Source organism: Cupriavidus sp. GW822-FHT03E04 (assembly GCF_058801495.1).
Window position 1 is genome coordinate 129,599 of the sequence record NZ_JBXANI010000009.1, and the last position, 14,329, is coordinate 143,927.

Annotated in this window: 12 protein-coding genes; 6 read left to right on the top strand and 6 right to left on the bottom strand. The window is 66.4% G+C overall.

Going from position 1 to position 14,329, the window contains the following annotated elements; genetic code table 11:
- Nucleotides 1-92: 92 nt before the first annotated feature.
- The 4 genes from AC1RQC_RS14575 to AC1RQC_RS14590 all read left to right on the top strand — a co-directional run bounded on the left by AC1RQC_RS14575 (nucleotide 93) and on the right by AC1RQC_RS14590 (nucleotide 2,342).
- Nucleotides 93-830 carry a helix-turn-helix domain-containing protein gene (locus AC1RQC_RS14575; protein ID WP_492829982.1) on the top strand — a complete coding sequence of 246 codons (738 nt, stop codon included), beginning with the start codon at nucleotides 93-95 and terminating at the stop codon, nucleotides 828-830.
- Nucleotides 831-930: 100 nt separating this feature from the next.
- A complete protein-coding gene (locus tag AC1RQC_RS14580; protein ID WP_174425730.1) occupies nucleotides 931-1,209 on the top strand; it encodes a type II toxin-antitoxin system HicA family toxin in 279 nt (92 codons plus the stop codon).
- Between the two features lie 105 nt (nucleotides 1,210-1,314).
- Nucleotides 1,315-2,019, top strand: a complete 705-nt coding sequence (locus tag AC1RQC_RS14585; protein ID WP_150989243.1) for a glutathione S-transferase N-terminal domain-containing protein — start codon at nucleotides 1,315-1,317, stop codon at nucleotides 2,017-2,019.
- A 20-nt stretch (nucleotides 2,020-2,039) separates the two neighbouring features.
- Nucleotides 2,040-2,342 (top strand): cupin domain-containing protein, encoded by a 303-nt coding sequence (locus AC1RQC_RS14590; protein WP_492371926.1) that lies wholly within the window; start codon nucleotides 2,040-2,042, stop codon nucleotides 2,340-2,342.
- Nucleotides 2,343-2,434: 92 nt separating this feature from the next.
- Here the strand turns inward: AC1RQC_RS14590 and fusA are convergent, their stop codons facing one another.
- Entirely contained in the window at nucleotides 2,435-4,483 is a 2,049-nt protein-coding gene (fusA, locus tag AC1RQC_RS14595) for an elongation factor G (RefSeq protein WP_492883794.1), read from the bottom strand.
- 648 nt (nucleotides 4,484-5,131) lie between these two features.
- On the opposite strand from fusA, the gene edd reads away from it, so the two are divergent.
- Nucleotides 5,132-6,958 carry a phosphogluconate dehydratase gene (gene edd, locus AC1RQC_RS14600; protein ID WP_492829986.1) on the top strand — a complete coding sequence of 609 codons (1,827 nt, stop codon included), beginning with the start codon at nucleotides 5,132-5,134 and terminating at the stop codon, nucleotides 6,956-6,958.
- Nucleotides 6,959-6,980: 22 nt separating this feature from the next.
- Here edd and AC1RQC_RS14605 read toward each other — a convergent pair whose 3' ends face one another.
- From AC1RQC_RS14605 to AC1RQC_RS14625, 5 genes are all read right to left on the bottom strand, one after another.
- On the bottom strand, nucleotides 6,981-8,120 hold the full coding sequence (locus tag AC1RQC_RS14605) for a porin (protein WP_492371923.1): 1,140 nt from the start codon (nucleotides 8,118-8,120) through the stop codon (nucleotides 6,981-6,983).
- A gap of 189 nt (nucleotides 8,121-8,309) precedes the next feature.
- Entirely contained in the window at nucleotides 8,310-9,194 is an 885-nt protein-coding gene (locus AC1RQC_RS14610) for a mechanosensitive ion channel family protein (RefSeq protein ID WP_492371956.1), read from the bottom strand.
- 46 nt (nucleotides 9,195-9,240) lie between these two features.
- Nucleotides 9,241-9,774: a hypothetical protein gene (locus tag AC1RQC_RS14615; RefSeq protein ID WP_492371922.1), complete on the bottom strand. Its 534-nt coding sequence runs from the start codon at nucleotides 9,772-9,774 to the stop codon at nucleotides 9,241-9,243.
- 90 nt (nucleotides 9,775-9,864) lie between these two features.
- Nucleotides 9,865-10,245: an asparagine synthase-related protein gene (locus tag AC1RQC_RS14620; RefSeq protein WP_492371921.1), complete on the bottom strand. Its 381-nt coding sequence runs from the start codon at nucleotides 10,243-10,245 to the stop codon at nucleotides 9,865-9,867.
- A 403-nt stretch (nucleotides 10,246-10,648) separates the two neighbouring features.
- Nucleotides 10,649-11,902, bottom strand: a complete 1,254-nt coding sequence (locus tag AC1RQC_RS14625) for an MFS transporter (RefSeq protein WP_492371920.1) — start codon at nucleotides 11,900-11,902, stop codon at nucleotides 10,649-10,651.
- 237 nt (nucleotides 11,903-12,139) lie between these two features.
- Between AC1RQC_RS14625 and AC1RQC_RS14630 the strand changes: the two genes are divergently transcribed.
- Nucleotides 12,140-14,326, top strand: a complete 2,187-nt coding sequence (locus AC1RQC_RS14630; protein WP_492371919.1) for a TonB-dependent receptor family protein — start codon at nucleotides 12,140-12,142, stop codon at nucleotides 14,324-14,326.
- Nucleotides 14,327-14,329: the final 3 nt, after the last annotated feature.

Consider the following 14,329-nt stretch of genomic DNA (forward strand, 5'->3'; position numbering starts at 1 on the left):
CTCCTGGCTGGGTTGGAGCAGCCAGTCTAGGCAGTTGCCGCGTTGCCATCTAACGATAGAATGCCAACTTATATTCGAAACGGGCCAAACCGATGTCGCTACGAGAAATCCGGCCGATCGCGCATGAAGCCGCCCGGGAACAGGTGCCGCATGCGCATGCCGAGGGCCAGCTGTTCACCGTGAAGTCCGGCGTGGTCAGCATCGAGGCCGGTGGCGGGCGCTGGCTGATGCCAACCGGCTGCATCGGCTGGGTGCCGCCGTATACATCGCACGGTGCGCGCATCCATGGCGCGATGACCGGAATGAGCCTGTATTTCAACGAGGCATGGAGCCGCGCCGCCATGCCGGAAACCCTCAAAGTGGTACGCCTGTCGCCGCTGCTGGCCGCGCTGCTCGACACGCTGGCGCAAGCCGAGCCGCCGTCCGGGGCGGTGCGCGAGCACTACCTGGCGGTCTTTGCCGATGACTTCATCCGCCAGCCGGCGCAAACACTGTTCCTGCCCATGCCCCAGGAGCCGCGCCTGCTGCGCATGGCCACCGCCTTGCTGGCCAGCCCGGACGACAACACCGGCCTGGATGGTTGGGCGGCGCGCATCGGCATGGCCCGCCGCACGCTCACCCGCCACTTTCAGGCCGACACCGGCTGGAGTCTGGCGCAATGGCGACAGCAGTTGCGCATGCTGGCGGCCATGGAGCGGCTGGTGGCAGGCGAAAGCGTCACTACGGTCGCGCTCGGCCTGGGCTACGCCAGCGTCAGCAGCTTCATTGCCCTGTTCCGCCGTTACACCGGCACCACGCCGCGTGCCTACCTGGCACTGGGCAAGGACTAAGGTACGACAGGCACGGAAGGCCTCTCGCGGGTGCAGCAAGCGCCAACCCACCCGCTCTTGTATGCTACGGCTATTGCCGCCGAAGAAGCCCGACCGCGCCATGAGCCACAAATCCCGCAGCCTCCTGCAGTCGATCTTCAGTCACCCGCTCAGCAACAACATCCACTGGCGCGAGGTGGAGTCGCTGCTGCAACAACTCGGCGCGAAGGTCGAGCCGATCCAGGGCGCCCGCTTCAGGGTGGTGCTCAACGAGTATGAGTTCTACCTTCATCACCCGCACCATGGCAATGTCTGCGCCAAGCAGGAGATCAAGCACCTGCGCGATTGCCTGGTCGCCGCCGGCGTCAGCCCTCCCGACGGCGACGACAAGCCGAAGTGACCCGGCGCTTGACCGGGCAAGCCCCGCGGCGAACCCCGGCACGGCCATCCTCTTCGGCCGCCAAGGCCAACCATTGCCCCAGCCCATCCATTCCTACGGATTTCCATGACCAATCTTTCCGCCTTCCTCGTTACCAATAAGTGGCCCGCCTTGCGCCCGGAGCGAATCCAGCTCTATTCGCTGCCCACGCCCAATGGCGTCAAGGTCTCGATCATGCTCGAGGAAACCGGCCTGCCGTACGAACCGCACCTGGTGCGCTTCGACACCAATGACCAGTACACGCCGGAATTCCTCTCGATCAGCCCCAACAACAAGATTCCCGCCATCCTCGACCCGAACGGCCCCGGCGACCAGCCGCTGGCCCTGTTCGAATCCGGCGCGATCCTGCTCTATCTCGCCGACAAGAGCGGCAAGTTCATCCCGCAAGATCCCGCCGGCCGCTACGAGACCATCCAGTGGCTGATGTTCCAGATGGGGGGCATCGGGCCGATGTTCGGGCAACTGGGATTCTTCAACAAGTTCGCCGGCAAGGAATACGAGGACAAGCGCCCGCGCGACCGCTATGTCGCGGAAGCCAAGCGCCTGCTGGCCGTGCTCAACGGACGCCTCGCGGACCGCGCCTGGATCATGGGCGACACCTACACCATTGCCGACATCGCGACCTTCCCCTGGGTGCGCAACCTGATCGGGTTCTACGAGGCCGGCGAGTTGGTCGGCATCCAGGACTTCCCCCACGTCACGCGCGCGCTCGAAGCCTTCCTGGCGCGTCCCGCGGTGGCAAAGGGCCTGGATATCCCGAAGCGCGTCTAAACCAACCCGGAGCCACACCAGTGCCGCTGATTCAGCTTGACGACCTTGCCGCCGCGCTGCCCAGCGCATGGAAGTCCACAGTCTTGGGCCAGGTCGGCCCCGCCCGCATCAAGGTTCTGCGCATGGATGAACAAGCGTATGAAGCGGAGACGCACGACTACAACGAAGGCCTGCTCGTGGTGAGCGGACGGCTCATGTTGCAAGTGCAAGGCGAAGCCGGCACGGTTGTCGTCGAGCCCGGGCAGATGTACCTCGCCCTTGCCGGCATCCCCCATGCCGTGCTGCCCGGCAGCCACGGCACGCTGGTGATCGTCGACATCTGAGCGAGCCTGTGCGCCCCGGCGGATGATGCCGCGCCGGTGGCCAAGGGGCGGGCACCCACGCGGCGCCCGCCCGATTGCAGCTGCCGTCAGACTCAGCCAGCCATCTCCACCACCGCCGCGGCTGGTGCCGCGGCATAGTGATCGAGCTGCATGGCAAAGCTGGCGCGGCCCGAGGTCAGCGCGCGCAGGCTGCCGATGTAGCCGAACAGGCTGGCCAGCGGCACATGCGCCTCCACCACCGTGGTGTTGCCGCCACCGCGTTGCGATTGCCCGCGCACCATGCCCCGGCGCCGGTGGATATCGCCGATGACGTCGCCCACATGATCGGCGGGCGTCACCACTTCCATGCACATCACCGGCTCCAGCACTACGGGCGCAGCCTGCCGCGCGGCTTCGCGGAAGGCGGACGCGGCCGCGGTCTCGAAGGCCAGGGCCGAGGAGTCGCGCTCGTGATAACTGCCGTCCAGCAAGATGGCCTGGACATCCACCACCGGGTAGCCCGCGAGCACGCCCTGCGCGGCCGCGCGCCGGATGCCGGCCTCCACCGCCGGCACGAACTCGCGCGGCACCGCGCCACCGCTGATGCGGCTCTCGAACCGGACGCCCTCGCCACGCGCCAGCGGCTCGAAGCGCAGCACCACTTCCGCGTACTGTCCCGGGCCACCGCTTTGCTTGCGATGCAGGTAGCGCGCGTCGGCGGCGCGGGTCAGCGTTTCGCGATACGCCACCTGCGGGCGGCCTACTGTGACCTCCACATGAAAGCGCGTGCGCAGCTTCTCCAGCGTGACCTCCAGCTGCAGCTCGCCCATGCCGGACAGCAACGTCTGCCCGCTCTCCGGATCCTGGCGCAGGCGCAGGCTCGGATCTTCCTGCAGCAGCACTTGCAGGCCGCGCGACAAGCCGGCCTGGTCGGACTGGCTCTTCGGCTCGATGGCCACGTCGATCACCGGCTCGGGCGCGTCGATCGTCTCCAGCACCATGGGGTGCGCGGGATCCGTCAGCGTGTCGCCGGTGATGGTGGCCTTGAGGCCCGCTATCGCCACAATATCGCCGGCCACGGCGACCCGCAGTTCCTGCTTGCGGTCCGCGTGCATCTCGTACAGCCTTGCCACCCGCTCGCGCTTGGCATTGCCCGCGTTGAGCACGGTGTTGCCGGCAGCGAGCCGTCCGCGATACACCCGCACGAACGTCAGCGTGCCGTGCGCGTCGTGCACGACCTTGAAGGCAAGCGCCACCAGCGGCTGGTCCGCGTGCGCGCTCACTGCATGACGGCCCGCTTCGCCAGGTGCAGGCAGGTACGCTGTCACGGCATCGAGCAAAGGCTCCACGCCCTTGTTCTTGAAGGCGGAACCCGCCAGCACGGGCACCACGGCGCCGCTGATGGTCACGCGCCGGATGGCTGCGCGCAAGGCGTCACTGGCTGGCTCGCGGCCCGCCAGGTAGTCTTCCAGCAAGGTATCGTCCTGCTCGGCCAGCGTTTCCAGCAAACGCTGGCGCCAAGCCGCGGCCTGCTCCGCCAGCGCCTGCGGCACGGCATCGGTCGCGTAGCCCGTGCCGCCCGCGCTGTCTTGCCATAGCAGGGCCTGCATGGTGACGAGATCGACCACGCCGTGGAAATCGCCTTCGCGGCCGATCGGCAACTGCAGCACGAGCGGCACCACGCCGAGGCGTTCCTCGATCATGGCGACCACGCGCAGGAAATCCGCGCCGGTGCGATCCAGCTTGTTGATGAAAGCCAGGCGCGGCACGCGGTAGTGGTCCGCCAGGCGCCAGTTGGTCTCCGTCTGCGGCTCCACGCCGGCCACGCCGTCGAACACCACCACGGCGCCGTCGAGCACGCGCAACGAGCGGTTCACCTCGATGTTGAAATCGATGTGGCCCGGGGTATCGATCAGGTTGATCTGGTGTCCGCGCCAGAACACGGTGGTGGCCGCGCTGTTGATGGTGATGCCGCGCGCCTGCTCCTGTGGATCGAAATCCATGGTGGCGGCGCCGTCATGCACCTCGCCCAGCCGGTGGCTGGCACCGGTGTAGAACAGGATGCGTTCCGACGTGGTGGTCTTGCCCGCGTCCACGTGGGCAATGATGCCGATGTTCCTGAGATTCCTGCTTTCCTTCCTGCTTTCGTTTCTGCTTTCCATGATGGGCTGCCTGAATGCAAACACCCTGGCGGGGTGCGTGCCTGCCAGGGTGTTTGTGGTCCCTGGGAGGCGATCTACGAGGCCTCCCGGACTGCATGTGCAGCCAGGAGGCTATGGGATCGCTTGCGAGGCGGCGCCAGCATGCCGCATGCGGCACGCAATGGTCTCGGTGACTACGCCAGACGACGCCGTTACCGCACCAAGGGACGAGCGCAAGCCCCCGTTCCCTTGGCCGGTTTGAATCGTGGCAATCAACTTGTCGTAGGTACGCATGGCGTGTCAGATGGTGGCGAAACAAAAAAACAAAACCCCGGCGGGCCTGCGGGCCGTCCGGGGTTGGCGATGATCGGTTTCGTCGTTCCCGGAACTGGCCTTGCAGCCTTCCGGGCGGGACGCTCGGAAGACTAGACGTGAATAGCCAGCAGCACGCGTTCACCGTGAGGTGCCGCGGCAAACGCTGCGATGGCGGGGCGTTGCGCTGCTTGCTTCATGTCGTTTGAACTCCAGAGAATGCGGCGGAGTCTAGCACTTGTGGAGAAAACGTGCAGCGGCTCATACTGGCGCCAAGCACGCACCAACCGCGCACCAACCGTGCGCCCCTCCCCAAAGTGCACTAGGCTAAAAAAGGCACCCACGCAGGAGATCCCCATGCCAAGTCACCCAGTCCTGGAACGGGTCACCGCCCGCATCGTCGCGCGCAGCGCCGCCACCCGCCAGACCTACATGGATCGCACCCGCGCCATGGCGGGACAGAAGGTGGAGCGCGCGCAGCTCTCGTGTACCAACCTGGCGCACGCCGTGGCGGCCATGCCTGAGCAGGCCAAGATCCGCCTGAAAGCGCAGGAGCGCCCCAACCTCGCCATCGTCTCCTCCTACAACGACATGCTGTCGGCGCACCAGCCCCTGGCGGAGTATCCACAATGGCTCAAGGAAGCCGCGCTGGAGGCGGGCGGCACCGCGCAATTCGCCGGCGGCACGCCCGCCATGTGCGATGGCGTGACGCAGGGCCAGGACGGCATGGATCTCTCGCTGTTCTCGCGTGACGTGATCGCGCTATCCACCGCGGTGGCGCTGTCGCACCAGATGTTCGACGCCGCGCTGTACCTCGGCGTGTGCGACAAGATCGTGCCGGGGCTGGTGATGGGCGCGCTGTCGTTCGGCCACCTGCCCGCCATCTTCGTGCCAGGCGGCCCCATGACCACCGGCATCGGCAACGAGGAAAAGGCGCGCGTGCGCCAGCGCTATGCCGAGGGCAAGCTCAGCCGCGCGGAGTTGCTGGAGGCAGAGAGCCAGTCGTATCACGGCCCGGGCACCTGCACCTTCTACGGCACCGCCAACTCCAACCAGATGCTGATGGAGATCATGGGCCTGCACCTGCCCGGCACTGCCTTCGTCAATCCCAACACGCCGCTGCGTGAAGCCCTCACGCGCGAATCCGCGCGTCAGGCGCTACGCCTTGTGCATGGCGGCGATCGCTATACGCCGGTGGCGGACGTGCTCGACGAGCGCGCCTTCGTCAATGGCATCGTCGGCCTGCTGGCCACTGGCGGCTCCACCAACCATACGTTGCACCTGGTGGCAATGGCGCGCACTGCGGGCATCGTGCTGGGCTGGGACGATTTTGCCGAGCTATCGGAAGTGGTACCGCTGCTGGCGCGCGTGTATCCGAACGGCAGCGCGGATGTGAACCAGTTCCAGGCCGCCGGCGGACTCGGGCTGGTGATTCGCGGCTTGCTGCAGCTTGGCCTGCTGCACGACAACGTGACCACCGTGGTCGGCAAGGGCCTGGCCGACTACACGCGCGAGCCGGTGCTGCGCGATGGCCAGCTCACCTGGATCGACGGGCCCGAAGCGCCGCTGGACGACACCATCGTGCGCGCCGCCGGCCAGCCATTCGCGCCGGAAGGCGGCATCAAGCTGCTCGACGGCAATATCGGCCGCGCCGTGCTGAAGATCTCGGCGGTCAAGCCCGAGCACCACATCGTGCAAGCCCCGGCAATGGTGTTCCACACGCAAGACGCGCTGATCGAAGCGTTCAAGCGCGGCGAGCTGGAGCGTGACTTTATCGCGGTGCTGCCATGGCAAGGGCCAGCCGCCTGCGGCATGCCGGAACTGCACAAGCTCACACCCACGCTGACCGTGCTGCAAGACCGCGGCTTCCACGTGGCGCTGGTGACGGACGGACGCATGTCCGGCGCGTCGGGCAAGGTGCCTGCCGCCATCCATGTGTGCCCCGAGGCATTGAGTGGTGGCGGCATCGCCCGTGTGCGCGATGGCGACCCCATGCGCGTGGACGCGCATGCGGGCGTGCTCACGGTGCTGGTGCCCGAAGCGCAATGGGCCGCGCGCTCGGTGACGCCGCCCGACCTCTCAGCCAACCGGCACGGCGTGGGACGCGACCTGTTCGCCAATTTCCGGCGTCATGTGAGCACGGCGGAGGCGGGGGCCTGCTCGCTGTTTGCCGAGGAAGGCTGACGGGAGGTAGCTTGTGCGCGGCTTAGAAGCCATGGCTGATGCCGGCACCGAACCCGGTGCCGCCAGCTGCGTAGCGACTGTGGCGATACGACACCGCGCCATACAGCGTGGTGCGCTTCGATAGCGCATAGTCCACGCCGCTGGTGACGTAGTCGGTCCCGCCCGCCGTGCCATAGCCCTGGAAATCGCGCGCGCCCGAGAGCTTCAGCGTATAGGCGCCCACGCGCCAGTTCACGCCAAGCGTGGCGGCGCTGCGCCTGGCGCTGGCGTCGCCGAGGAAGGCTTGGCTCGCGGCGCTTAGACGGGTCTGGCTGTACGAGGCCATCAGCCGCACCTTGGTGAACGCGTAGGCCAGCCCCGCGAACCACGTGTTGTCATCAGCCGAATTGCGCTCCGCCGTCAGCATGGCCGACCAGGGCCCGGCATCGTAGTTGAGCGAGGCCGCCAGCGGCCGCGTGCGGTCCCGGTTGCCGGCGGCGTCCGGCGTTTCGTTCTTCTCCACGCCGGCGGATACGTGCACGTGCATCCCGCCCCATTTCGGCGAGTCGTAGAACACGCCGTTGTTCAGGCGCGAGTATTCGCCCGCGGGGCCATTGTGATACGGATCGGTGCGATAGGACGGGTGGTACACGTACCACGCCACGGAACTCACGCGATTGAAATTGTCCCAGCTGTCGTACTGCCAGTCGTATTGCCACATCGGCGTCAGCGCACGGCCAACGCGCAGATCGCCGTAGGGCGACTGGATGCCAATAGTGGATTCGCCCTGGAAATACGGCGTGGCGCCGCTGGCTTCGAGCCGGCCATTGCCCATGTCGAAGCGCGTTTGCAGGTTCAGGGTGGCGGCCCAGCCGGGGGCTAGGGTCTCGCTGCCGCGCAGGCCGATGAAGCTGCGCTGCATGGTGCCGAGCTGAATGGGCTGGCCGGGCGCGGGGCGGAAGATGCCGACGTCGGCAAACCCATACAGCGTGAGGCCGCCCTGCGCATGCGCCGCCGGCGCGGCGGGAGCAAGCACGGCGGCGCAGGCCAGCGCAGGCAGGCACCGCGCGAGGCTTGCGCGCGGCGCACAGAGCGAGACGCCTTTGTTTGCGGGAGAGACTTTGCGCAAGCTGAATGGCTTCCGGGCGATGGGGTTCAGTTCGAGCTTGTGTGCAGACAGCAAATCCAATTCCAGAGATTGAAGGCATGCCGTGTTCCGCCGCGTGGCGCAACGAAACGCGGATGCCGGTGAAGAACCCAAAGGGACGAGAGAAATGGATTGGCCAATGGCGGCGCAAGCGCTCGCCACCAGACAGGATCGCCGCCTGGGTGCTTGCGCACCGCTGCGGCGGGATCCGAAGAGGTTGGTTCGTCAGCTCAGGCGATGCGAGGGACTCGGCGCGACGGGCGCGGCCGCTTGCGCGTCCTCGGACACGCGCCACTCCTGCACCGGCACGGCGATGGCGCAACCGGCAGCTTCGAGCACCAGCTTGATGCGGTGGTAGAAAGCGAAGCGCACGTTCCAGTAATCCCCGGCGGCAACCCAGCAACGCACGTTGAGCGTCACGCCCTGCGCAGCGTAGTTGATCACCATGGCCTCGGAGGCCGGGTCCGCCAGGATGCGCGCCTCAGCCGCAAGCATGGCGCGCAGCGCATCGAGTGCGGCCTGGATGTCGGCGCCAAAGGTGATGGTGACTTCGATATCGAGCCGGCGGGTGGGATTCTCGCTGTAGTTGGTGATGGCGCTGCCCCAGATCTTGCCGTTGGGCACGCGCAGGCAAACCCCGTCGAAGGTGGTCAGCTCGGTCATGAACAAACCCGTCTCGCGCACCGTGCCGGCCACGCCCTGCGCATCGATGTACTGGCCCACGCGAAACGGCCGCAGCAGGACCAGCATGATGCCCGCGGCAATGTTCTGCAGCGTGCCCTGCAACGCCAGTCCGATGGCCAGGCCGGCGGCGCCGAGCATGGCGATGATGCTGGCGGTCTGCACGCCAAATTGCGACAGCACCAGCACCACCGTGATCACGCGCACGATCCACTGCGTGACGCTGGCCAGCATCGGGCGCAAGGTGGCGTCCACGCGCGGGCGGTCAAACGCGCGCAGCACCGCGGCGCGGGCGCGCCCGGAGAGCCACCAGCCCAGGATCAGGATCAGCATGGCGGCGATGCAGTTCAGGCCTTGCTGCACCACCAGTTGCAGCAGGTACGCCCAGGCTGCTTCCAGCTTGTGGGGCTCGATGAAGTTCAGGTTCATGGATTCGACTCCGGCGATCAGTGTGGAAAAGCTGGACATGCGCGGCTCAGGATGCATCGTCGTTGCGGCGGCGGTGCGCCGGTCCTCCGGCGTCCGGCAGCGGCGTTTCGCTGCGCGCAAGCTGGCCCGGATCGAGCTGGTGCGAGAAGCCGGCCACCGAGCCGATGCGGCGCTGGCGGTCCTCCGGGAAGGTCGGCCCGCTCTGAATATAGACGGTGAGCCATTCCGCAAGGGGCGCCGGCACGGACATGCGTGTGCGCTCGTAGCCATGCGAGGCGTCGGCGCCAAAACAGAGCAACGCGGTACGCACATCGTGCTCGGCACTCACCGCCGCGCCTGCGTCGGAATGATAGAAGCGGAACACGTCCCGATGGCTGGGAATGCCGTGCTTGTCGCACAGGCGCGGCAAGCACAGCGGCAACTCCGCCTTGTTGTCGAGATGGCGCGAGACGATAAGGCCGTTGTCGACGATCTCGGGGTTGGCATCGAAGGCGACGAAATCGCCCACCTGTATGCCGATTTTGCGCGGCGCCTGCGGCGTGGTCTTGAGGTAAAGCGGGTCGATCTTCAGTGTCTGCATGCGGGCGGATTCATGGTTCGGTTCGAAGAATTTCAGGAAGAGGTTGGTACGCTATTGGTCGCGAAGAGGTTGGTACGCACGAGCGTGGCATCACGTGGCATCAGGCCGTGAACGGGAACAGCAGGTCAACAAAGCGCTCGGCAGTCGGCTGCGGTCGAAGAAGCCGCGCCGGTGAGTGATGACGGCGCCGCCAGCATCCGTGTTCGCGGCCAGCGGCGAGTACCAGTGGTGGCCGCCCACGGTTTCGAAGCCGAAGGCGTAGGTGCGCAGGTCGGGCGTACCCGTTTCTGCGAGCAATCCGGTGATCAGGCTGGAGTCCGTGCCGCCCGACAACAGCACGCTCATCGGCACCTCCGCCACGGTGCGGCGATGGCCGAACACGCGCGCGCCCAAGCCGAACAGGCCCTCTGCGTCGGGGCCACGCCTGGCCTGATCGCGGTTCATATCGGCAACGGCGTGCAGGTCGGCCATGACCCGATCAAAGCGTAGTTCTCCAGCAATGCCGCACATGTTTGTGTCACTCTCCTGTCACTGGCGGTGTCCGGCCTGCCAGAGCCGGCGATGGCCTGACTTGATGTCACACGATTGCCGGCATTTGATTGAAATTGACGATACTTTCAGGACAAATGACAGGGGAATTGGTTTCCCCCGGGTGCGCGGGAACAGCTGGGCGAATCGGCGCCAGCCCTGCGTGGGCAAGGGCTGGCCCCGAATGAAAAAATTTCGCCCGAGTAGGCTTGGGAGTACTTTCTATGAGGGGAGAATCGTGCGGCACCCCTGCGTGGGAGCACGCAGAATTGGGTACGCTTTGGTGCGCAGGAAGAACGGGTGCCGCACCCGGCCGGTGCTCGGACCGGCCGGTTTGGACCTTATTTCAGGCCGTGACGGGGTGATCATGCAAGCGGTCGCGCGCGGCTAGCGAGGGGAACAGGCGCATCCATACCGCCACCACCACCAGCGTGCCGATGCCGCCAAGCAGCACCGCGCCAACCGGCCCGAACAGCGCGGCCGTCACGCCGGACTCGAACTCGCCAAGCTGGTTGGACGCGCCGATGAAGACCGAATTGACCGCGCCCACGCGCCCGCGCATATCGTCGGGTGTATCGAGCTGGACCAGCGTGGAGCGCACCACCACGCTGATCATGTCGGAGGCGCCAAGCATGACCAGCGCCGCCATCGACAGCGGCAGCCAGTGCGAGATGCCGAACACCATCGTCGCCACACCGAAAACGGCCACTGCGCCGAACATCACGCGGCCCACGCGGCGATTCATCGGATGGTGGGCGAGCCACAGCGCGGTCGCCAGCGCGCCGATGGCGGGCGACGAGCGCAGCAGGCCCAGGCCCCAGGGGCCGGTATGCAGGATGTCGCGCGCGTAGATGGGCAGCAACGCGGTGGCGCCGCCCAGCAGCACGGCAAAGAGATCCAGCGAAATCGCGCCAAGCAGCACAGGCCGGCCGCGGATATACGAAAACCCCGCAAACAGCGTAGCGATGCTGACCGGCGTGGTCAGCCGCTGCGCGGCCTGGCGCAGCTTGAGCGCGGTGACCAGGCAAGCGGCCACGGCGAACAGCGTGGCGCTGATGGCGTAGACGACGCCCGGGCCGGCCACGTAGGCGAAACCGCCCAGGGCGGGGCCGATGATGATGGCGGTCTGCGTGGCGGAGCTGGACAGCGCCACCGCGCGCGGAAACATGCGTGGCGTGACCACGCTGGGCAGCAGCGCCTGCAACGTCGGCGTCTCGAAGGCGCGGGTGGCGCCGATCAGGGCCACGAACACGAAGATGTGATCGCGCGTGATCCAGCCCGACAAGCTCGCCACCGCCATCGACACCGCGATCAGCGCTTCCAGCGTCTGGCAGGTGCGCACGATCAGGCGCCGGTCGAAGCGGTCGGCCACATGGCCGGACATCAGTAGCAGCATCACCGAAGGCAGGAACTGCACCAGCCCCACCATGCCAAGCATGAACGGGTCGCGGGTGAGATCGTAGATCTGCCAGCCTACCGCCACAGTAAAGATCTGGTAGCCGATGGTGGTGCATAGGCGAGCAAACCAGAACAGCCGAAATGAAGGGTCGCGAAAGACTGAGTCCGGCTCGGGGGCCGGAACGGAAGCAGGGGTCGACATGGATGGCGGTGATGACAGGACGGGCGGCGGGGCAAAGCTGGCACGAATTCTATCCGAGCCGCGGCGTGCATGCAGGCGCATGCATCACGTTCCACCCCGTTCCATGTATCAACAATGATGCATTGTCGCAACAGGCAAGACATACACAGTGGAATCGATAATGATTCGCATTTATAATGCGAGCCCTCGATGCGGCGGACGCACGGATCCCCGCCAGCGCTTCCCAGGAATTCCATTTTGCAGCCCACCTTCAAGCTCTCCAGCGCCGCCATCGGCGCTGCCCTGCTTTGCCTGACCCTGTGCGTGCATGCGGCCGGCCCGCAGCCCGCGGCCGCGCCGGCAACCGCCCCTGACGCGCCAACCCCAGGTGCTTTCAGCGCCGAAAGCACCCTTAACGCCGTCACGGTGGTCGGCAACTGGCTGGAGAGCCCGAACGAGGCCAAGGTGCTGGAGCACCCCGGCGCGCGGACCATCGTCGACCGCGAGACCATGGTGGAAAGTGGCGCGAGCAATGTGCGCGATGTGCTGCGCCGGGTACCTGGCGTGCAGGTCCAGGACAGCAACGGCACCGGTGGCAGCGACATTTCGCTGAACGTGGGCGTGCGCGGGCTGGCCTCGCGCCTGTCGCCGCGCTCCACCATCCTGCTCGATGGCGTGCCGCTGGCCGTTGCGCCCTATGGCCAGCCGCAGTTGTCGATGGCCCCGGTGTCACTGGGCAACCTGGAAGCGGTGGACGTGGTGCGCGGCGCGGGCTCGGTGCGCTATGGCCCGCAGAACGTGGGTGGGATCATCAACTTCGTCACGCGGCCGATCCCCAAGACCTTCGCGGCAAGCGCCTCGGTGGAGTCCGACATCTACAGCCATGGCGGCGGCGTGAAGACCATTCCGAGTGCTTTCATCGGCGGCACCAACGAGCAGGGGCTGGGCGGCGCGCTGCTGTACTCGGGCGTGCACGGCAACGGCTACCGGGCCAGCAACGACCACGTCAACATCGACGACCTGATACTCAAGGGCGCCTACCGCATCACGCCGGCGGACGAGCTCACCGGCAGCCTGCACTACTACGATGCCACCGCCGGCATGCCCGGCGGCCTGACCTCGGCGCAGTACGCGGCCGACCCATTCCAGTCGGTGCGCCCCTTCGACAACTTCAGCGGACGCCGCAAGGACATCACGCTCAAGTACGCGCACAACGACAACAACCGCAAGTTCGAGGTGCTGACCTACTACACCGAGAGCTTCCGCGGCAGCAATATCGAAAGCGAATCCGGCAACCAGCGTCGCCTGGTCTCGTACCCGCGCAACTACCACACCTTCGCCGTCGAGCCGCGCTACTCGCAGCTGTTCCGGGGCGAGAACGTGAGCCACGAAGTGGGCGTGGGCTATCGCTTCCTGCGCGAGGCCAGCGACGAGCAAGCCTCGCGCACGGCCTTCTATCGGCCAGGCACCGGCTTTGACGCACCCAACGCGCCGTCCACGCTGTACCAGTCACGCACCGGCGGCACCACCGCCAATGCGGTGTACATCGACGACACGATCAACGTGGGCAACTGGACCATCACCCCGGGCCTGCGCTACGAAATGATCCGCTCCTACGTCACGGACAACCTCACCAGGCTGCGCAACGACGTGAAGTCCGAGGAGCCGCTGCCCTCGCTGGCGGTGATGTACCACGTGACCGACCAGTGGAAGCTGTTCGCCAACGCTGGCGTGTCCTTTGGCCCGCTGCAGTATTTCCAGATCGCGCAGACCACCAACGGGCTGACCCCGGAAAAGGCCAAGACCTATGAGATCGGCACGCACTTCGACAACGTCAATGGCTGGGGCGGCGAACTGACCCTGTTCAACATCGACTTCGATGACGAACTGCAACTGCGCGGCGGCACCAGCGGCAGCCCGGACGCCTGGACCAACCTTGGCGCGACCACGCACCGCGGGGTCGAATCCTCGTTGCGCTACGACTTCGCCAAGCTGACGCCGACGCTCGCCGGACTCTCGGCTTACGCTACCTACACCTTCACCGACGCCACCTACAACCAGGGCAACTTCGCCGGGCGCGACCTGCCGTTCTATTCGCGCCACGTCGCCACGCTAGGCATGCGCTACCTGCGCAACCGCTGGATGCTGAACGTGGATGCCTTCGCGCAATCGAAGCAGCGCTCGCCGGGCGACCCGGCAGTCGCCAATGCGCAATACCAGACCGCGGAAAGCGCCAACGGCGCGCTGGGCGATATCCCCGGCTATGCACTGATGAACCTGCGCCTGGGCTACGACTTCGGCAAGGCGGCGCAAAACCTGAAGATCGCGGTGGGCGTGAAGAACCTGTTCGACCGCCGCTACTTCACCCGCTCGACCGACAACAACGCGGGCAAGTACGTGGGCATGCCGCGCACGTTCTACGTCCAGGCCTCGCTGGCCTACTAGGGC